Source organism: Bradyrhizobium sp. WBOS08, from assembly GCF_024585125.1.
Classification (GTDB): domain Bacteria; phylum Pseudomonadota; class Alphaproteobacteria; order Rhizobiales; family Xanthobacteraceae; genus Bradyrhizobium; species Bradyrhizobium japonicum_B.
The window spans coordinates 2,652,152-2,671,000 of record NZ_CP028988.1; the positions used below are offsets into that span (position 1 = coordinate 2,652,152).

Genomic DNA, 18,849 nt, shown 5'->3' on the forward strand with positions numbered 1-18,849 from the left:
CCCCGCGCAGGCGGGGAATCCAGTACGCCGCGGCTTCTCGATCGATCACAGCCTGCTCGGAGTACTGGATCGCCCGGTCTTCGCCGGGCGATGACAGCTGAGGATGGCGACTTCGTCTATGCCGTCAGCCCGCGCTGCTGCGCCAGCTCCTTCAGCGACACCAGCGGACGGGCGCCGATGTGCTGGATCACTTCTGCAGCGGCGAGCGCACCGAGCTCGCCGCACTGCTTGTAGGCCAGATTGCGCGCCAGGCCATACAGGAAGCCCGCGGCGAACAGATCGCCGGCGCCGGTGGTATCGACCACCTTGTCGACCGGGAAGGCCGGCGCGGCGACGGCATCTTCAGACGAGACCACCATGCAGCCCTTCTCGCTGCGGGTGACCACGCCGAGATTGACGTCGTTGCGCAGCTGCTTCAGCGCGGTGTCGAAGTCCGAGGTCATGTAGAGCGAATGCAGCTCGGACTCGTTGGCAAAGACGATGTCGACGGTGCCGCCCCGCATCAACGAGAGAAACTCGTCGCGATAGCGGTCGACGCAGAACGAATCCGACAGCGTCAACGCCACCTTGCGCTTGGCATCATGGGCGATCTGGGCCGCCTTGACGAAGGCGTCCTTGGCGTTCTTGGGGTCCCAGAGATAGCCCTCGAGATAGACGATCCCGGCGCCGGCGATCTCGGCCGGGTCGATGTCGGCAGGCGACAGGTCCTGCGCCGCGCCGAGATAGGTGTTCATGGTGCGCTCGCCGTCATCCGTGACGAGGATGTAGGAGCAGCCGGTAGCGGGACCGTCCTTGGCGGCGGGCGTGTTGAAGGCGACGCCGGCGGCGCGGATGTCGTGGACATAGAGCTTGCCGATCTGGTCGTCCTTGACCTTGCCGACATAGGCGGCGCGCGCCCCCAGGCTGCCGATGCCGACGATGGTGTTGGCCGCCGAGCCGCCCGAGACTTCCGTGGCCGGCCCCATGTCCTTGTAGATGGCCGCCGCCCGCGCCTCATCGATCAGGGACATGCTGCCTTTGGCCATGCCGTGCTTGACCAGAAAAGCCTCGTCGGTCCTGACCAGCACGTCGAACAGCGCGTTGCCGATGCCGAGAACGTCATATTTCACGTCAGCCATTCACCTTGATCCTGTTTGGCGGATTGCGAACCCTGCGGAAATCCGCTTCCTGTCAGCCTGAAATCCGGCTTGCGGCCTATCACGCCGGGCCGTGCGCGAGCAAGCAACGGGATGAACTAAAGAGCAATGATCCGCTCCTTCCTGACCGTCTCGACGGGAACACTGGCCTCGCGGCTGCTGGGTTTTGCGCGCGACTCCATGATTGCCGCCCTGTTGGGCACCGGCGCCGTGGCGGACGCGTTCCTGGCGGCCTTCCAGCTCGTCAACGTGGTGCGCCGGCTGCTCAGCGAGGGAGCCCTGAACGCGGCGCTGATCCCGGCCTGGCTGCGGGTGCGCGAGCGCGATGGCGAGACGGCCGCCGCCGCATTCGCCGGACGCATGCTTGGCACGGTCAGCGCAGCCCTGGTCGCGATCTCGATCGTGATCGCGCTGGTGATGCCGCTGATCATCACGGTGATCGCGCCCGGCTTTCTCGGCAGCGCAACGCTCGATCTGGCCGTCGCCAACGCGCGGCTGATGCTGCCCTATCTCGCCTTCGCCGGACCCGTCACGGTGCTGATGGGCCTGCTGAACGCGCAAGGGCGATTTGCCCTCACGGCGTTCTCGCCGCTGCTGTTCAACATCGCGCTGATCGCGGCGATCGCGATGCTGCTCGTCTGGCATGCCGACGCGGGTGTCGCCGCCTGGCTGCTGGCGGCCAGCGTCGGCGTCGCCGGACTGCTGCAACTCGCGATGCTGCTCTCGCAGCGAAGCGCGCGCCTCGCAACGCCGCTGCGCGTCAGCTTCGACGAGGAGATGCGCGGCTTCTTCGCCAAGGCCATCCCCGGCATGATCGCAAGCTCGGGTCCGCAATGGCTGATGGTGGCCGGCGCCATCATCGCATCCGCGACGCCGTCCGCGGTATCCTGGCTCTATTTCGCCAACCGGCTGATCGAGCTGCCGCTCGGCATCGTCGGCGTCGCCATGGGCACCGTGCTGGTGCCGGAGCTGACGCGCGCCGTCGCCAGCTCCGACAGGGAGGCGGTGGTGCATGCCGAATCGCGCGCGCTCGAGCTGGCGGCCGGGCTGGCGCTGCCTGCGACGCTCGGCCTGATGGTGCTGGCCGAGCCGATCGTGCGGCTGCTGTTCGAGCACGGCGCTTTCAGCACTGAAGACAGCATGGCGACCGCGCATGCGCTGATGTGGCTGGCGCTGGGCCTGCCGGCGCACGTGCTGATCAAGGCCCTGTCGCCGGCCTTCTATGCCCGCAGCGACACGATGACGCCGCTTCTCGCCACCGCCAAGGGTTTTGCGGTCGCCGTCGTGCTGGCCGTGCTGCTCGGCCATTTCTTCGGCGCGAGCGGGATCGCGGCGAGCATCGCGGCCGGCGCCTGGAGCAGCGCGCTCTCGCTGCTGCGGAAAGGTGCGGCCGAGTTCGGCTTCTCGGTGGATGCGGCCGCCCGCAACCGGCTGCCGCGGATCGTGCTGGCGGCGGCTGCGATGGGCGCCCTGCTCTGGCTGACCACGGGTCTCGTGCCTTCGGAGGCGCACGGCCTCGTCCGCTTCGTCGTGCTGGGCCTGCAGATCGGGGCCGGCATCGCCGTCTACGGCCTGATGCTGCAGATCCTGGGGGCGGCCTCGTGGCGCGAGGCCGTCAACGCGTTGAAGCAACCCGCTCATTGAATGCGCGCTGACGGCTCTTCACCTCTCCCATCGGGAGAGGTCGATTTGCGCAGCAAATCGGGTGAGGGGAGTAGGTCCCTCGATGGAGCCCACCCCCTTACCCGCGCCTTCGGCGCGACCTCTCCCGATGGAAGAGGTGGAATTGCCCTTGACGGGGCAGCGCCGCTGTTGGAAACGACGGCCGAATACCTATGGGAAGGCTGACCATGCCATTCGTTGAACGGGTCTTTTCGGGCGTCCAGCCGACGGGCAATCTGCACCTCGGCAACTATCTCGGCGCGATCGTCAACTTCGTGAAGATGCAGGAAACCCACAACTGCATCTATTGCGTCGTCGACATGCACGCGATCACGCAGGGCGTCGACGTCTGGGGCGGACCGGCCGAGCTCACGCGCAACACCCGCGAGGTCACCGCGGCGTTCATCGCCGCCGGCATCGATCCCAAGAAGCACATCGTGTTCAACCAGAGCCAGGTCTCGGGCCATGCCGAGCTTGCCTGGATCTTCAATTGCGTCGCGCGCATGGGCTGGCTCGGCCGCATGACCCAGTTCAAGGAGAAGGCCGGCAAGGACCGCGAGAACGCCTCGGTCGGGCTGTTCGACTATCCCGTGCTGATGGCCGCCGACATCCTTTTGTACCGGGCCACACACGTGCCGGTCGGCGAGGACCAGAAGCAGCATCTCGAGCTCTCGCGCGACATCGCGCAGAAGTTCAACAACGACTTCGGCGATTCCATCCGCGCCCAGGGCACCAACGACGGCCTTTTCTTCCCGCTGCCGGAACCTCTGATCACGGGCCCGGCAACGCGCGTGATGAGCTTGCGTGACGGCACCAAGAAGATGTCGAAGTCCGATGCGTCGGACAATTCGCGCATCAATCTGACAGACGATGCCGACACTATCGCGCAGAAGATCCGCAAGGCGAAGACCGATCCGGAGCCGCTGCCGACCGAAGAAAAGGGCCTGGAAGCCCGACCCGAAGCCGACAACCTCGTCGGCATCTTCGCCGCGCTGTCCGGACGCTCCAAGGCCGACGTGCTGCGCGAATTCGGCGCTGGCCAGTTCTCCAGCTTCAAGAACGCGCTGGCGGAGCTGTGCGTGACCAAGCTAGCGCCGATCGCCGGCGAGATGAAGCGCCTCGTCGCCGACCCCGGCCATATCGACGCGATCCTGATCGACGGCTCCGACCGCGCCCGCGCCATCGCCGACGAGACGATGAAGCTGTCCAAGGACATCGTCGGCTTCATCCGCCGGCGCTGAAGACGGTCGGCGCTTGAGCGCCGACCCGCATCTCCCCTCCCCAAGCTTGCGGGAGTGTGGCAGCATGCGCGCCATGCACTCGTCGGGACATGCATGACCAGCAAGCGACTTTGCTTCGAGCCGGGTCACAAGCCCAAATGCCTCGTCGTCGTCGACGACACCGCCGAATGGGATCGCGCGGTCTACTATGCCAGCCGCTGGGCGATTCGCGCCGGCGGCGGCGTGGTGATGCTGCGCATCGTCGAGCCGGAGCAGCAGAGCCAGGAATGGCTGGGGGTCGCCGACATCATGCGCGCCGAGGCCCAGGAAGCCGCCGAAGCCGCGCTCGACCGCGCCGCGGGCCGCGCCAACGGCATCGCCGCGATCACCCCGGAGCGGGTGATCCGCGAGGGCGTGCCGATGGAACAATTGCTCGCCGTGATCGACGAGGACCCCGACATCGCCATGCTGGTGCTCGCCGCCAATCCCGGCGCGGAGGGGCCGGGGCCGCTGGTCGCGCTGCTCGCGCATGCCGTGGGGACGTTCCCAATCCCCGTGACCATCATTTCCGGCGCACTGAGCGACGAAAGCGTGGATTCGCTGTCGTAGCTCGTTTCTTACCCTCCCCTGGAGGGTTAAGATCAACCCACTGATTCTTAAGAACTAATACCTCACTTCCCCTTGATCGTGCGTTCCCCGTCGCCATCTGCTAGGGAAGAGGCAACGCGCCGGCCTTGAACCGGCGACGTCTGGAGAAAACCATGTTCATTCAAACCGAAGCCACCCCCAATCCCGCCACGCTGAAATTCATTCCCGGCCGCGTCGTGGTCGACGGCAGCCCGATGGAATTTTCGAGCCGCGAGGCCGCGACGCGCTCGCCGCTAGCCGAAAAGCTGTTCGAGGTGCCCGGCGTCACCGGCGTGTTCTATGGATCGGATTTCATCACCGTGACCAAGGCGAACGGTGAATGGCAGCAGCTCAAGCCCGCGATCCTCGGTGCCATCATGGAGCACTACATGTCCGGCGCGCCGCTGCTCGCCGACGGCTCGGCGCAAGGCGATGCCGATCTCGACGACGAGGACGAGTTCTTCGACGAGGCCGATGCCGAAACGGTCGACATGATCAAGGACCTGATCGAGACCCGCGTGCGGCCGGCGGTCGCCAATGACGGCGGCGACATCACCTTCCGCGGCTTCAAGGACGGCATCGTCTATCTCAACATGAAGGGCGCCTGCTCCGGCTGCCCGTCATCGACCGCGACGCTGCAGCACGGCATCCAGAACCTGCTCAAGCACTTCGTGCCCGACGTGGTCGAAGTCCGGCCGATGTAAGCGAGCTGCTGTAGGGTGGGCAAAGCGAAGCGTGCCCACCTACTCTCTCGGCGAGAAAGTGGTGGGCACGGCGCAAGAGCGCCTTTGCCCACCCTACGAAATCGGCGCTATCAGAGGCTACGAATCGTGAATGACGAATGGCGGATCGGCGCGTGGTTCGCTAAACTGTCCGCCACTCGCCACTCGCCATTCGCTTTTCCATGCTGATCCTCGCCATCGATACTGCGCTCGACGCCTGCTCCGTCGCGGTGCTCGACACCGAAGCCACCGAGCTCCTTGCGCAGGAGCAGCTGCTGATGAAGCGCGGCCACGCCGAGGCCTTGATGCCGATGATCGCGCGCGTCATGCAATCGGCCAATGTCACCTTCACCACCCTCGACCGCATCGCGGTCACCGTCGGCCCCGGAAGCTTCACCGGCCTGCGCGTCGGCATTTCGGCGGCGCGCGGCCTTGCGCTCGCGGCCGCGCGGCCGGCGATCGGCCTCACCACCTTGTCGGCGTACGCTGCCGCCGTCGTCGGCCAGAGCAAATCCGCGCCGGTGATCTCCGCAATCGATGCGCGGCACGACCATGTCTATTTCCAGATCGTCGCCGGCGACGGCAGCCAGCTGGTGCGGCCGCGCGTTGCTGCCATCGACGAGGCGATCGCGGCCTCGCAGTTCGGCGCGCCGCATCTGGTCGGCAATGCCGCGAACATCCTCGCCGAGCGCTGGCCGAAAGATGGCGAGCAACCGGTCGCGGTCGACACGCAGGCAGCGCCCGATATCGGCTGGGTTGCCTGGCTCGGCGCCGCGGCCGATCCCGCGACAAATCCGGCGCGGCCATTCTACCTGAAGGCCCCCGACGCAAAGCCCGCCGCAGCTCCGCCGTTCGCCGCACACGCTGCAACCCCATGATGGGATGGCTGTCGCAATGGTGGCGCGGCGGCACCGCCGCCGTCGAGCCCGCATCCATGCGCGACGCCGCGCGGCTGGCGCAGCTGCACGGCGCTTCCTTCGCGCGCGGCTGGGGCGAAGGCGAATTCGAGAGCATGCTCAGCGAGCGCAACACGCTGGTGCACCGCTTGCGCCTGGGACGCCGGACCATCGGCTTCGCAATATCCCGGATCGGGGCGGATGAAGCTGAAATCCTCTCGATCGCGGTGGACGAGGCCTATCGCGGCCGCGGCCTCTCCCGCACGCTGCTGATGACCCATCTCGGCCACCTCGCCGGGCGCGGCGTCCGCACAATATTTCTCGAGGTCGAGGAAAACAACCAGCCGGCGCGGCGGCTCTACGCCGGGTGCGGATTCGTGGTGGTCGGACGCCGCGAACGCTACTATAAGCAGCCGAACGGGGAACAATTGAACGCCCTTCTGATGCGGCGTGACTTGTCGTAACATCGGTGGCAGAAAGCGCCCCCTGCCAGGCAGACAAACAATGACCGCACTGAAACCTTCTTCCGCATCCAAGGCGTCCGGCATCGAGGCGCGCTGCGCCGCCACCGGCATGCGCATGACCGAGCAGCGCCGTGTCATTGCCCGCGTGCTCGCGGAAGCGATCGACCACCCCGACGTCGAGGAATTGTACCGGCGTTGCGTCGCCGTCGACGACAAGATCTCGATCTCGACCGTGTATCGCACCGTCAAGCTGTTCGAGGATGCCGGCATCATCGAGCGCCATGACTTCCGCGAGGGCCGCGCGCGCTACGAGACCATGCGCGACAGCCATCACGACCACCTCATCAATCTGCGCGACGGCAAGGTGATCGAGTTCACCTCCGAGGAGATCGAGAAGCTGCAGGCCGAGATCGCCCGCAAGCTCGGCTACAAGCTGGTCGACCACCGGCTCGAGCTCTATTGCGTCCCGCTCGACGACGACAAGCCGACGAATTGATGCACAGTTCTTTCTGCAATCTTTCTTCACCTCTCCCCAACGGGGAGAGGTCGATTTGCGCAGCAAATCGGGTGAGGGGGCACAGGTCCCACGAGAGAGCGAAACCCCTCACCCGGCGCTTCGCCATGGCCGAAGCTTTGCTTCAGCGTATTTCAGTACGGCCGCCAAAGGCGGCCTACGCCTCTCCCGATGGGAGAGGTTGCACCGCCCGTGCGATGAACTGAATGCCCATCGATCTCATCATCTTCGATTGCGACGGCGTGCTGGTGGACAGCGAGGTGATCTCCTGCCGCGCCCATGCCGACGTGCTGACGCGGCACGGCTATCCGATCACCTCGGAGCAAGTGTTCGACCGCTTCCTCGGCCGCTCGACCAAGCAGGCCAATCTTGAGATCGAGACCGAGCTCGGCCGCAAGCTACCCGAGGCCTATCACGGCGATCTCCAGGACGAGCTGTTCCGCGCGTTCGAGGCCGACCTCGAGGCGGTCCGAGGCATCCATGCCGTGCTCGATGTCGTCACGCAACGCGTCTGCGTCGCATCGAGCGGCTCGCACCAACGCATGCGTGTGAGCCTCGGCAGCACCGGACTGTATGAGCGCCTCACGCCGAACATTTTCTCCGCCTCGCAGGTGAAGAACGGCAAGCCTGCGCCGGACCTGTTCCTGTTCGCGGCCAGGGAAATGGGCGTGCCGCCCCAGCGCTGCGTCGTGATCGAGGACAGCCTGGCCGGGATAGCCGGCGCCCGGGCGGCCGGCATGACGGTGTTCGGCTTTTACGGAGGCAGCCATTGCCGCGACGGCTATGCCGAAACGCTGCGCGAGGCCGGCGCCGACCTGCTCTTCGCCGACATGCATCAGTTGCCGGAGCTGGTCCGGCGGGTCGAGGCCGACGCTTTGGCAGGCTGATTCTTGCAGTCGTTCCGGGGCGATGCACAGCATCGAACCCGGACTCTCGCGCGAAATCCCTCGGGATTCCGGGTTCGCGACGGCGTCGCGCCCCGGAATGACGGTTTGGATGACCCATTCGCTGGATTTTCGGCGCTCCAGCCTCTATGTGAAGGCCGTCTCCACCGCCATTTTCGGGTTCCATGACGCCGCCGCGCAAGCTGCACATCAAATCATATGGCTGCCAGATGAACGTCTACGATGCCCAGCGCATGGTGGACACGCTGGCGCCGGAGGGATTCGTGGAGACCGCGAGCGCCGAGGAGGCCGATCTCGTCATCCTCAACACCTGCCATATCCGCGAGAAGGCCTCGGAAAAGGTCTATTCCGAGCTCGGGCGCCTGCGCGTCGCCAAGCAGGAGGCCGCGCGCGGCGGCCGCGCGATGCAGATCGCGGTCGCCGGCTGCGTCGCGCAGGCGGAGGGCGAGGAGATCGTGCGCCGCGCGCCGGTCGTGGACGTCGTGGTGGGGCCGCAGAGCTATCATCATCTGCCGGAGCTCTTGAAGCGCGCCGGCAACGAAGGCCGCGCGATCGAGACCGAATTTCCGGCCGCCGACAAATTCGGCTTCCTGGCCCAGCCGAAGCCCGACGCGATCCGGGCGCGCGGCATTTCCGCGTTCGTCACCGTGCAGGAAGGTTGCGACAAATTCTGCACCTTCTGCGTCGTGCCTTATACGCGGGGCTCGGAAGTCTCGCGCCCCGTCGCCAAGATCGTCGACGACGTGAAGCGGCTCGCCGACAACGGCGTACGCGAGCTCACGCTGATCGGGCAGAACGTCAACGCCTATCACGGCGAGGGGCCCGACGGAAAAACCTGGCCGCTCGGCCGATTGCTCGAGCATCTGGCCAAGATTGCCGGCATCGCGCGGCTGCGCTACTCCACCAGCCATCCCCGCGACGTCGATGACAGCCTGATTGCGGCCCATCGCGATCTCGGTGCCCTGATGCCGTTCGTGCACCTGCCGGTGCAGTCGGGCTCGGACCGGATTCTGGCGGCCATGAACCGCAAGCATACCGCCGCTGATTACCTCAGGGTCATCGACCGTTTCCGCACCGCGCGCCAAGACATTGCTTTTTCATCAGATTTTATCGTCGGCTTCCCCGGCGAGACCGAGCAAGATTTTCTCGCCACCCTCGCGCTTGTCACGCAAATCGGCTACGCTGCGGCTTATTCGTTCAAATATTCCGCCCGGCCGGGAACGCCGGCCGCGGACATGCAGGAGACGGTGTCCCCCGCCGAGATGGACCAGCGATTGGAGCGGCTCCAGGAACTGATCGACAGCCAGCAATCGGCCTTCAACAAGGCCGCGATTGGCTCAACGGTCGACGTGCTGTTCGAACGTCCGGCGCGCAAGGACGGCCAGATCGTCGGCCGCACCGCCTTCCTCCAGCCCGCTCACGTGATGGCCTCGACCGACATCATCGGACAGATCCTGCCGGTGCGGATCGAGAGCCTCGAGCGCTACAGCTTTCTCGGCGAGCTCGCCATTCCGCCCAGCGCGGGCGAGCCCGCTTTATCGCAAGCCAGTGGAGCCTGAACCCTTGCCAAAAAGCGCATCGGATTCGTCTTCGTTCGCTCCCAGCCGCAAATTTGACCGCGACATGCAAGTTCCGCCCGAGACCCAGGTCGTCATCGACTTCGACGACAATCGCGCCGCTTCCGCGCTGGTCGGCCCTTACGGCCAGCATCTGGCGCAGCTCGAGCGGCGGCTCGGCGTCGTCGTCGATTCCAAGGGCAACCACATCACGATCGGCGGCAGCCGCGACGGCTGCGACGCCGCGCGCCGCGTGCTGGAGATGCTCTACGCGCAAGCCGTGAAGGGACAGGATCTCGACCAGGGCGAGGTCGAAGGCGCGATCCGCGCCGTGATCGCCCAAGGCTCGCTGTTCGAGTTCGACGCCAAATCGGCCAAATCGGCCTTCGACAGCATCAACTTGCGCAAGCGCCCGGTGCGCGCGCGCACCGCCGCGCAGGACTCCTACATCCGCGCGCTGAAGCGCCACGAACTGGTGTTCGGCATTGGCCCGGCCGGCACCGGCAAGACCTGGCTCGCAGTGGCGCATGCCGCGCAGCTGTTCGAGCGCAAGGAGGTCGACAAGATCATCCTGTCGCGTCCGGCGGTGGAAGCCGGCGAGCGGCTCGGCTTCCTGCCGGGCGATCTCCGCGAGAAGGTCGATCCTTATCTTCGCCCGATCTACGATGCGCTCTACGACCTCATGGATGCACGCATCGTCGAGCGCGCGCTGCAGACCGGCGAGATCGAGATCGCGCCGCTCGCCTTCATGCGCGGACGCACCCTCACCAACGCCGCCATCATCCTGGACGAGGCGCAGAACACCACGTCGATGCAGATGAAGATGTTCCTGACCCGTCTCGGCGAGAACAGCCGCATGATCGTCACCGGCGATCCGTCGCAGATCGATCTGCCGAACGGCCAGACCTCGGGCCTCGCCGAAGCGACCCGGCTGTTGAACGGCGTCGAGGGCATTGCCCAAGTTCATTTCAAGGCCGAGGACGTGATCCGCCACGAACTCGTGGCGCGGATCGTTGCCGCCTACGAAGGTTCGCCGCAGCGGCCGGCCACCGGCCAATCCTGACGAGGCAACAGCTGGACCCCGGAGGGCGCGGACATTGCGCCTTTTCGTCCCAGACAACATGATGTCCCATCCCAACCTTCCCATGACCGAAGTCCTCGTCGTCGCCGATTGCTGGCAACACGAGCCCGATTCCGAAGCCGTGATCCAGCGCGCGGTCGCGGCCGCCGCCGAGAGCGTCGACGAAGACGTTGCCGCCGCCGAAGTGGCGGTGATGCTGACCGATGACGCCGGCATCCGCACCCTCAACAGCAACTGGCGGGGCATCGACAAACCCACCAACGTGCTGTCGTTTCCCGCACTTCAGCCGGAGGGCGAATGGAAGCCGGGCGATGCGCCGCGCATGCTCGGCGACATCGCGATCGCCTACGAGACCATGCGGCGCGAGGCGGACGAGGAACAAAAGCCGTTCGACCACCATTTGAGCCATCTCGCCGTGCATGGTTTCCTGCACCTGATCGGCTACGATCACGAGAACGACGGCGACGCCGAGGAGATGGAAGCGCTGGAGACCCAGATCCTGGCGCAGCTTGGAATTCCCGATCCCTATGCAGATCGCGCGGGGACGCACTGAGATGCCCGATTCCGACCCGGTCCAGGACAACCCGCGCAACACGGCCAATTTGCCGGCCGTGGTGACGCCGGGCGAGGTGATGCGCCCGGCCGCCGATGGCTGGCTGCTGCGCGCCATCCGCACGCTGTTCGGCTGGAAGGCGGGATCGGTGCGCGACGACCTCCAGGTCGTGCTCGATGCGACGACGCCCGGCGATTCCGGTTTCTCCGCGGTCGAGCGCACCATGCTGCGCAACATCCTCGGCCTGCACGAGCGCCGCATCGCCGATGTCATGGTGCACCGCGCCGACGTCGTCGCGGTGAAGCGGGACATCCCGCTCGGCGAGTTGATGGACCGCTTCGAGAGCGCCGGCCATTCGCGCCTCGTGGTCTACAACGAGACGCTCGACGATCCCGTCGGCATCGTCCACATCCGCGACCTGCTCGCCTTCATGACTGCGCGCGCCCGGGTCTCGGAAGCCACCAAGACCAAGCGCAAGAAGCCGCTGCCGGCCGGGCTCGACCTGCGCGCCGTCGATCTCGCGATGCCGCTCGAGGAAGCCCACATCATCCGCAAGCTGCTCTACGTGCCGCCGTCGATGCGGGCGATCGACCTGCTCGCGCAGATGCAGGCCACGCGCATTCACCTCGCGCTGGTGGTCGACGAATATGGCGGCAGCGACGGGCTGGTGTCGCTCGAGGACATCGTCGAGCAGATCGTCGGCGAGATCGACGACGAGCACGATAGCGACGAGCCGCCTTCGATCGTGCGCCTGCCCGACAACGCCTTCATCGCCGATGCCCGCGCCAGCCTCGACGACGTCCGCTCGGTGATCGGCGAGGATTTCGTCACCGGAGAAGCCGGCGAGGAGGTGGAGACGCTGGGCGGCTATCTCGTCAGCTTCGTCGGGCGCCTGCCGGTGCGCGGCGAGGTGATCTCGGGCCCCGGCACCTACGAGGTCGAGGTGCTCGATGCCGATCCGCGTCGCGTCAAGCGGCTGCGCATCTCGACGCGGAAGGAGCGTCCCACGCCGCGGACCCAGCGCGAGAGAAGCCGCCGCGAGGCCGCGCCGGACAGCAGCCAGCCGCCGGCCGGCGACACGCCCAGCCCGCCGCCGAGCGACGGGACCAGCCAGCAGTGAGTCCGTTCCAACGACTTCGGCAGATCGCGCTTGCCATCATCCTCGCCTGGGGCTGGAAGCGCGCGGTCATCGCCATGGGATGCGGAGCGCTGTCGGTGCTGGCACTGGCGCCGTTCAACCTCTTCCCCGTGCTGTTCATCACCTTCCCGGTGCTGGTCTGGCTGATCGACGGCGCCGGCGCCGGCCGATATGGCGGCGTCCCCGCCGCCGCGTTGACCGGCTATTGGTTCGGGCTCGGCTATTTCGTGCCCGGGCTCTACTGGATCGGCTACGCCTTCTTCGTCGACGCCGATATATTCGCCTGGCTGACGCCGTTCGCCGTGCTCGGCCTGCCGGCCTATCTGTCCATCTTCACGGCGATCGGCTTTGCGCTGGCGCGCCTGCTCTGGACCAAGAACGCCACGCGCGTGCTTGCGCTCGCAGCAAGCCTCACCGTCAGCGAGTGGCTGCGCGGCCACGCGCTGACCGGCTTCCCCTGGAACGCGTTCGGCTATGCATTGTCCGAGCCGGCGCCGCTGGCGCAGACGGCGTCGCTGATCGGCCTGTGGGGCATGACGTTCCTGGCGGTTGCGATCTTCGCGAGCCCGGCGACGCTGATCGACCGCACGCCCGATCGCCGCCTGCCATGGCGCGTGCCGGCGGCGGCCATTGGGCTCCTGCTTGTGATGAGCGTTTTCGGCGCGATCCGCCTGTCGCTGCATCCGACCACGATGGTCGCGGGCGCCAAGCTGCGCCTGATGCAGCCGAACCTGCAGCAGGACGCGAAGTTCAACTACGCCGCCAAGACGGAGGTGATGAAGAAATATCTGGCGCTGTCGGACCGCGCCTCGGGCCCGCAATCGACCGGGGTGCGCGACGCCACCATCCTGATCTGGCCGGAATCCGCCTTTCCGTTCTTCCTGACCCGCGAAGCCGACGCGATGGCGCAGATCGCCGATCTTCTTCCGAAAGGCACCGTGCTGATCACGGGCTCGGTCCGCGCGCCCGACCTGCCGCCCGGCAAGCCGATCACGCGTGCCTACAATTCGATCTATGTCATCGACCACGACGGCAGCGTGCTGGCCGTGTACGACAAGTTGCATCTGGTGCCTTTCGGCGAATTTCTTCCCTACCAGTCGTTGATGGAGAAGCTCGGATTCGAGCAACTGACGCGTGTGCGCGGCGGCTTCATTCCCGGCACGGTACGGCATGCGCTGCAGGTCCCCGGCGCACCGCCCGCTCTGCCGCTGATCTGCTACGAAGCGATCTTTCCCGGCGAAGTGGCCGGTCGCAGCGAACGTCCCGGCTGGATCGTGAACCTCACCAATGACGGCTGGTTCGGCATCTCGACCGGCCCCTATCAGCATCTGGAGCAGTCGCGCATGCGCGCGATCGAACTCGGATTGCCGCTGGTCCGCTCCGCCAATACCGGCATCTCCGCGGTGGTCGATCCTGTGGGCCGCATCGTTTCCAGCCTCGGACTTGGAATCGAGGGCATTTTGGATGCAAATCTGCCCGCCGCGATCCCGCCGACCGTCTACGCGCGGGTGGGCGATGCGCCCGCAGCCATGCTCGTCGCGCTGGCCGTGTTTCTGGCCCTCCGCCGACGCGTCAGCAAGCGGCAGAGCTGATCGCGCCGTCGCTGCGGAGGTAGCCGGAAACTTTTGACAACCGTAGTCCCACGGTTGACAGACTGCATGCGGGCTCCCCATTCTGCCCCGGCTGCAAAAAGACAGCGGTGCGTTGCTAAATTTCTCCGCAATGTTTCCCAATAACAGGGTTTGATTTGACGTTGCTTGCACCTGAGGCACTGCGATTGATTGCGCTGAAGGTGGTGTTTGGAGGGCTGAGGAAATGTCGAAAGCGCCCAACCCTGTTGACAAATATGTCGGCAGTCGCGTGCGTATGCGCCGCATCATGTTGGGCATGAGCCAGGAAAAGCTCGGTGACGCTTTGGGCCTGACTTTCCAGCAGATCCAGAAATACGAGAAGGGCACCAACCGGGTCGGCGCGAGCCGCATCCAGCAGATCGCCGAAATTCTGCAGGTGCCGGTGTCGTTTCTGTTCGAGGGCGGTCCGAGCGGCGTGCCGGGGCCGGATGGCTTCAGCGAAGGCGCCTCGCCCTCTTACGTCTCGGATTTTCTCGCGACCTCCGAGGGCCTCGCCTTGACCAAGGCGTTCACGCGAATCACCGATTCGAAGATGCGCCGCTCGATCGTCGATCTCGTCGAGCAGATCGCGGCCCGGGAAGGTCCCGACAAGCGCTGACGCGCCGTCGCGATGGCGATTTGAGACCGCGTGAAATCTGGCCTATGTCGTCATTTGTGGCCGCGCTTTGTCGTGCGTCCGCTTCGATGATGCGATTCAAGGGCACAGATGCAGTCATGGCCAGCACCAATTGGTTCGATTCCCAAACTATCCTCGACGGCATCCGCCGCTGGGTCGAGATCGAGACACCGACGGAAGCGCCTGAGCAGGTCAACAAGCTGGTCTCCGTCGTCGCGGAGCAATATCGCGACTTGCCCGTCAGGCTCGAGCGCGTCGCCGGTGTCGGCGGCTGCGGAGACCATCTCCTGGCGCGTTCGACCTGGGGCCAGGACCAGCCGGGCATTCTGGTGCTGAGCCACCTCGATACGGTCCATCCCATGGGATTCATCGAACGCCTGCCGTTCAAGGTCGAAGGCGACGTCGCCTTCGGCCCCGGCATCTACGACATGAAGGGTGGCGCCTACATCGCCCATCACGCGTTCGGCGCGCTGTGTGCGACGGCCGATCGCTCGCCGCTCGGCATCACGCACCTGTTCACCTCCGACGAGGAGATCGGCAGCCCGACCTCGCGTGCGCTGATCGAGCAGGAAGGACGCAAGGCCAGATACGTGCTGGTGACGGAGCCGGCGCGCGACGGCGGCAAGATCGTCACCGGACGGAAGGGCGTCGGCCGCTTCCGCGTGTTCGTCAAGGGCGTGCCGGCGCATGCCGGCTCGCGGCCCGAAGACGGCCGCAGCGCCGTCCGCGAGCTCGCCAACGTCATCCTGGCGCTGGAAGGGATGAACGACCTCGCCCGTGGCGTCTCCGTCAATGTCGGCGTGGTGCGCGGCGGCACGCGCCCCAACGTCACGCCGGAAGAGGCCTATGCCGAAGTCGACCTGCGCGTGCTGAGCCTCGCGGACGCTGACGAGTTCGTCGGCAGGATCCTCGCGCTGACCTCGAAAACCGACGGCGTCACCGTCACCGTCACAGGCGAGCTCAACCGTCCGCCCTACGAAAAGAGCAATGCGGGCGCCGCGCTGTTCGAGCACGCGAAGACGCTCGCCGGCGAGATCGGCTTCGAGCTGATCGATACGCACACCGGCGGCGGCTCGGACGGCAATTTCACCGCCCCGCATACCGCAACGCTGGACGGGCTCGGCGTCGACGGCAAGGGCGCCCATACCCATTATGAGCAGCTCTACGTCTCCTCGCTTGCGCCGCGCGCGCGGCTGCTCCATCGCCTGTATCAGACGCTGCGATGAGCGAACGCAAATCAGATCCCGGTCGCGACGACAGCGAGCGCGCCTTCTTCGGGCGCCGCAAGGGCCACAAGCTCAGGCAGCACCAGGCCGAGCTGGTCGATCATCTGCTGCCGCATCTCGCGCTCGACATCCACACTGAGACGCCGGCGGACGTCCGCGCGATCTTTGGCGCCGGGACCGAAGATGCGCGGCTCGAGATCGGCTTCGGCGGCGGCGAGCATCTTGCGGCCGAGGCGCAGAAATTCGCCACGACCGGCTTCGTCGGCTGCGAGCCCTATGTCAACGGCATGGCGAAGATCCTCGCGCAGATCGAGGCCGCCAATATCGGCAATATCCGCCTGTTCGCGGGCGATGCCGCCGAGCTGCTGGCCTGGTTGCCCGAGGCATCGCTGTCGCGGATCGACCTGATCCACCCCGATCCCTGGCCGAAGCGGCGGCACTGGAAGCGGCGCTTCGTCCAGGACCGCACCATCGCGGCGATGGCGCGCGTGCTGAAGCGAGGCGGCGAATTCCGCTTCGTCTGCGATATCGACGATTACTGCGCCTGGACGCTGTCGCATCTTGCGCGCTCGCAGGACTTCGTCTGGCTTGCCGAACGCGCCGACGACTTCAGGCAGCCATGGGCCGGCTACACCATGACGCGCTACGGCCGCAAGGCCGCGCGCGAGGGACGCAAGGCGGCCTACCTGCGGTTCAAGCGAGTTTAGATCGTCTGCCGGTTGCGCCAGAAATTCACGACGCGCTCGGCGGTCGTCGGCATCAGGCGCGTGAAGTTCGCGCGCGCGGCCTCGATGTCGGCATCCGCCGGAATACGATGCGGACCGTACCAGAGCAGGATGAGCGCGCGCACCGTGGGCCAGCCCAGATTCAGCACGCGTCCAACGATGAGAATCGGATCGTAGCGGTCGCCCGAGATCAGGCGGTCGAGAATCGCGAGGCGGACGCCGGACATCGCCGAGAGCGTTGCGATCGATTCCTCGTATTTGTTCGCCTTGGCGAAGCCGAGCAGCGCGCTTTCGCCGAGATGGCCCTCGCGATGCAGGGAGAGCACCGTGCGCTGGGCCGCCGAGAAATCGCGCCGGGGTCCGGGCGGCAGCGCGGCTTCCTCGATCGCCGCCATTGCGCGCTTGATCTCGGCCTGGCGTGCGAGATCGACCACGGTGGAAAGGCGCCGGCGGATGACGTCGAGCGTCCCGCCGAGAAGCTCCTTCAGGTTCTCGCCCGAAAGGTCGGTGCGCTGGCCGATCTTGAGCGTCAGCACGCCGTCCCGCGCCGCGCGCTTGATCATCTCGGAATAGCTGCCGGGCGAGAATGCCGCGCCGGCATTGCCGGCGGCGCGGCGCACCACATCGCGATCGCCGCGCTCGACCAGCACATCGGTGATTGCAGGCGACAATGTCGGGCGTTCCGTCATCGCCAGCAGATGGCTCTGGCCCTTCAGGCGCGCGATCTCGACCAGGGCGGTGTCATCGAGCACGGGCGAGCGGCGCAGCACGGGACCCGCCACCATGATTTCGTTTTCGCGCGCGAGCTGGTTGATCAGATGCGGCGGCGCGTTGTTCAAATGCGAGAAGCGCTCGGCGAGGTCGGCGCGCGAGGCAAGCTCCGCATGCGGGACGAGATCGATCAGGAGGTTGTCGAAGAGATCGATGAGCTCGGGACGAAGATTGGCGGAATCCTGGAAGAACAATTCGGAGATGGCGCGCGCAATCTCGCCGCGCCGCCGCGGATCGCCGCGTTTGACGATATCGTCCAGTCCGGGAATGAGCGACGTGGCAACGGTCATGAAAACGCAACTCGATCAGGGCACGCCGCGGGTGCGCCCTTGGTCCAAGCCGCCCCACAATCGGGGAATTTAGCCGCCCCGGGTGAAGGAAGCGTTGCCGCAGGACGGTCGCGGAACGGCGCAAAAAGGCCCCGTTCCCCCGCAATGGGCCTTGTCCGGGCGGGGGGAAAGCGCTATATCAGCGCCAATTCATCTTCTCATACGATCCGCGTAGTGAGAGTGGGCCCGAAAGGACCCGCTCTTTTTTATTACCGGAACGCGGCGTGGCGGAAGATGCGGCCCGACCCGTGTCGGGGACATTCCGAAGCGGGCTTTGAAATCTTAACCAAGCCTTAACCATCGAGCGCCTGATCCTGGACATGACCGAACCGAACCCTGGTTCCACGGACGCCGAATTGCTGGCCGAGCCGAGACTCGTGGTCGAGCCGGGCGTGGCGGCACGGGTGTCCGCGGTCGCAGCGCCCGTGCTGGAAGGCATGGGATATCGCCTGGTGCGGATCCGCATTTCCGGCGAGGCCGGCTGCACCGTGCAGATCATGGCCGAGCGGCCGGACGGCTCGATGCAGCTCGAAGATTGCGAGGCGATCTCGCGGGCGCTCTCCCCCGTGCTCGATGTCGCCGACCCCATCGATCGCGCCTACCGGCTGGAAATTTCATCGCCGGGGATCGACCGTCCGCTGGTCCGCCGCTCCGATTTCGAACGCTATGGCGGCCATCTGGTGAAGATCGAGATGGCGGTTGCCCATGAGGGACGCAAGCGGTTCCGCGGCACGCTCGGCGCCGTCGAGGGCGACCGCGTGCATCTGCGTCGCGACGACGTCAAGCCGGGCGACAATCCCGACGTGCTCCTGACCATGGAGGATATCGGCGAGGCCCGGCTGGTGCTGACCGACGAGCTGATCGCCGAATCCATGCGCCGCGGCAAGGCCGAGGAGCGCAAGATGCGCAGGGATCTCGGCCTGGAGCCGCCGGCTCCTCCGCATGCCGAGATCAGCGCGAAGATCACCAAGAACACCAAGCCGAAAAAGAAACCGGCTCCGACCAACACGAAGAAACATCGCCTTGCCGCCGAACGCGCGCGGCGCGGCGAGACCGATCCTGACCAAGGAGACTAGC

At 66.1% G+C, this 18,849-nt stretch carries 19 protein-coding genes; 17 read left to right on the forward strand and 2 right to left on the reverse strand.

Going from position 1 to position 18,849, the window contains the following annotated elements; translation table 11 throughout:
• Positions 1-116: 116 nt before the first annotated feature.
• Positions 117-1,118 carry an adenosine kinase gene (locus DCM80_RS12585; RefSeq protein WP_257197254.1) on the reverse strand — a complete coding sequence of 334 codons (1,002 nt, stop codon included), beginning with the start codon at positions 1,116-1,118 and terminating at the stop codon, positions 117-119.
• Positions 1,119-1,244: 126 nt separating this feature from the next.
• Here DCM80_RS12585 and murJ point away from each other — a divergent pair, with 126 nt between their 5' ends.
• The 16 genes from murJ (at position 1,245) to trmB (ending at position 16,654) form a co-directional block, all read left to right on the forward strand.
• A complete protein-coding gene (gene murJ, locus DCM80_RS12590) occupies positions 1,245-2,780 on the forward strand; it encodes a murein biosynthesis integral membrane protein MurJ (RefSeq protein ID WP_257197255.1) in 1,536 nt (511 codons plus the stop codon).
• 206 nt (positions 2,781-2,986) lie between these two features.
• Positions 2,987-4,039, forward strand: coding sequence for a tryptophan--tRNA ligase (gene trpS, locus DCM80_RS12595; protein WP_028133663.1), 1,053 nt, complete (start codon positions 2,987-2,989; stop codon positions 4,037-4,039).
• Between the two features lie 93 nt (positions 4,040-4,132).
• A complete protein-coding gene (locus DCM80_RS12600) occupies positions 4,133-4,627 on the forward strand; it encodes a universal stress protein (RefSeq protein ID WP_257178977.1) in 495 nt (164 codons plus the stop codon).
• Between the two features lie 152 nt (positions 4,628-4,779).
• Positions 4,780-5,349: a NifU family protein gene (locus tag DCM80_RS12605; protein WP_257197256.1), complete on the forward strand. Its 570-nt coding sequence runs from the start codon at positions 4,780-4,782 to the stop codon at positions 5,347-5,349.
• A gap of 200 nt (positions 5,350-5,549) precedes the next feature.
• A complete protein-coding gene (gene tsaB / locus DCM80_RS12610) occupies positions 5,550-6,245 on the forward strand; it encodes a tRNA (adenosine(37)-N6)-threonylcarbamoyltransferase complex dimerization subunit type 1 TsaB (RefSeq protein WP_257197257.1) in 696 nt (231 codons plus the stop codon).
• Complete coding sequence (gene rimI, locus DCM80_RS12615; protein WP_257197258.1) at positions 6,242-6,727, forward strand: ribosomal protein S18-alanine N-acetyltransferase; 486 nt, start codon at positions 6,242-6,244, stop codon at positions 6,725-6,727. The genes tsaB and rimI overlap by 4 nt, the downstream gene beginning before the upstream one ends.
• A gap of 40 nt (positions 6,728-6,767) precedes the next feature.
• Positions 6,768-7,223 (forward strand): Fur family transcriptional regulator, encoded by a 456-nt coding sequence (locus DCM80_RS12620; protein WP_028133658.1) that lies wholly within the window; start codon positions 6,768-6,770, stop codon positions 7,221-7,223.
• 224 nt (positions 7,224-7,447) lie between these two features.
• Positions 7,448-8,128 (forward strand): HAD family hydrolase, encoded by a 681-nt coding sequence (locus DCM80_RS12625; RefSeq protein ID WP_257197259.1) that lies wholly within the window; start codon positions 7,448-7,450, stop codon positions 8,126-8,128.
• Positions 8,129-8,310: 182 nt separating this feature from the next.
• On the forward strand, positions 8,311-9,705 hold the full coding sequence (gene miaB / locus DCM80_RS12630; protein WP_257197260.1) for a tRNA (N6-isopentenyl adenosine(37)-C2)-methylthiotransferase MiaB: 1,395 nt from the start codon (positions 8,311-8,313) through the stop codon (positions 9,703-9,705).
• 64 nt (positions 9,706-9,769) lie between these two features.
• Positions 9,770-10,765, forward strand: coding sequence for a PhoH family protein (locus tag DCM80_RS12635; protein ID WP_257178983.1), 996 nt, complete (start codon positions 9,770-9,772; stop codon positions 10,763-10,765).
• Positions 10,766-10,847: 82 nt separating this feature from the next.
• On the forward strand, positions 10,848-11,336 hold the full coding sequence (gene ybeY, locus DCM80_RS12640) for an rRNA maturation RNase YbeY (protein WP_257197261.1): 489 nt from the start codon (positions 10,848-10,850) through the stop codon (positions 11,334-11,336).
• A gap of 1 nt (position 11,337) precedes the next feature.
• A complete protein-coding gene (locus DCM80_RS12645; protein ID WP_257197262.1) occupies positions 11,338-12,456 on the forward strand; it encodes a hemolysin family protein in 1,119 nt (372 codons plus the stop codon).
• A complete protein-coding gene (gene lnt / locus DCM80_RS12650) occupies positions 12,453-14,066 on the forward strand; it encodes an apolipoprotein N-acyltransferase (protein WP_257197263.1) in 1,614 nt (537 codons plus the stop codon). Before DCM80_RS12645 ends, lnt begins: the two co-directional genes overlap by 4 nt.
• 223 nt (positions 14,067-14,289) lie before the next feature.
• Positions 14,290-14,703, forward strand: a complete 414-nt coding sequence (locus tag DCM80_RS12655; RefSeq protein WP_028133651.1) for a helix-turn-helix domain-containing protein — start codon at positions 14,290-14,292, stop codon at positions 14,701-14,703.
• Positions 14,704-14,789: 86 nt separating this feature from the next.
• A complete protein-coding gene (locus tag DCM80_RS12660) occupies positions 14,790-15,947 on the forward strand; it encodes a M20 family metallopeptidase (RefSeq protein WP_257197264.1) in 1,158 nt (385 codons plus the stop codon).
• Complete coding sequence (gene trmB, locus DCM80_RS12665; RefSeq protein ID WP_257197265.1) at positions 15,944-16,654, forward strand: tRNA (guanosine(46)-N7)-methyltransferase TrmB; 711 nt, start codon at positions 15,944-15,946, stop codon at positions 16,652-16,654. The genes DCM80_RS12660 and trmB overlap by 4 nt, the downstream gene beginning before the upstream one ends.
• Here trmB and DCM80_RS12670 read toward each other — a convergent pair.
• A complete protein-coding gene (locus tag DCM80_RS12670; protein ID WP_257197266.1) occupies positions 16,651-17,733 on the reverse strand; it encodes a DUF2336 domain-containing protein in 1,083 nt (360 codons plus the stop codon). The two genes, trmB and DCM80_RS12670, sit on opposite strands and share 4 nt — an antisense overlap.
• Before the next feature lie 359 nt (positions 17,734-18,092).
• On the opposite strand from DCM80_RS12670, the gene rimP reads away from it, so the two are divergent.
• Entirely contained in the window at positions 18,093-18,848 is a 756-nt protein-coding gene (gene rimP / locus DCM80_RS12675; protein WP_257178990.1) for a ribosome maturation factor RimP, read from the forward strand.
• Position 18,849 lies beyond the last annotated feature (1 nt).

Bases quoted from the DNA above. Each gene is read 5' to 3' on its own strand.
- DCM80_RS12585 (WP_257197254.1), bottom strand. From the start codon at position 1,118: ATGGCTGACGTGAAATATGACGTTCTCGGCATCGGCAACGCGCTGTTC.
- DCM80_RS12625 (WP_257197259.1), top strand. From the start codon at position 7,448: ATGCCCATCGATCTCATCATCTTCGATTGCGACGGCGTGCTGGTGGAC.
- DCM80_RS12620 (WP_028133658.1), top strand. From the start codon at position 6,768: ATGACCGCACTGAAACCTTCTTCCGCATCCAAGGCGTCCGGCATCGAG.
- tsaB (WP_257197257.1), top strand. From the start codon at position 5,550: ATGCTGATCCTCGCCATCGATACTGCGCTCGACGCCTGCTCCGTCGCG.
- rimP (WP_257178990.1), top strand. From the start codon at position 18,093: ATGACCGAACCGAACCCTGGTTCCACGGACGCCGAATTGCTGGCCGAG.
- rimI (WP_257197258.1), top strand. From the start codon at position 6,242: ATGATGGGATGGCTGTCGCAATGGTGGCGCGGCGGCACCGCCGCCGTC.
- trmB (WP_257197265.1), top strand. From the start codon at position 15,944: ATGAGCGAACGCAAATCAGATCCCGGTCGCGACGACAGCGAGCGCGCC.
- DCM80_RS12635 (WP_257178983.1), top strand. From the start codon at position 9,770: ATGCAAGTTCCGCCCGAGACCCAGGTCGTCATCGACTTCGACGACAAT.
- DCM80_RS12670 (WP_257197266.1), bottom strand. From the start codon at position 17,733: ATGACCGTTGCCACGTCGCTCATTCCCGGACTGGACGATATCGTCAAA.
- DCM80_RS12655 (WP_028133651.1), top strand. From the start codon at position 14,290: ATGTCGAAAGCGCCCAACCCTGTTGACAAATATGTCGGCAGTCGCGTG.
- DCM80_RS12660 (WP_257197264.1), top strand. From the start codon at position 14,790: ATGATGCGATTCAAGGGCACAGATGCAGTCATGGCCAGCACCAATTGG.
- DCM80_RS12605 (WP_257197256.1), top strand. From the start codon at position 4,780: ATGTTCATTCAAACCGAAGCCACCCCCAATCCCGCCACGCTGAAATTC.
- miaB (WP_257197260.1), top strand. From the start codon at position 8,311: ATGACGCCGCCGCGCAAGCTGCACATCAAATCATATGGCTGCCAGATG.
- murJ (WP_257197255.1), top strand. From the start codon at position 1,245: ATGATCCGCTCCTTCCTGACCGTCTCGACGGGAACACTGGCCTCGCGG.
- ybeY (WP_257197261.1), top strand. From the start codon at position 10,848: ATGACCGAAGTCCTCGTCGTCGCCGATTGCTGGCAACACGAGCCCGAT.
- DCM80_RS12645 (WP_257197262.1), top strand. From the start codon at position 11,338: ATGCCCGATTCCGACCCGGTCCAGGACAACCCGCGCAACACGGCCAAT.
- DCM80_RS12600 (WP_257178977.1), top strand. From the start codon at position 4,133: ATGACCAGCAAGCGACTTTGCTTCGAGCCGGGTCACAAGCCCAAATGC.
- trpS (WP_028133663.1), top strand. From the start codon at position 2,987: ATGCCATTCGTTGAACGGGTCTTTTCGGGCGTCCAGCCGACGGGCAAT.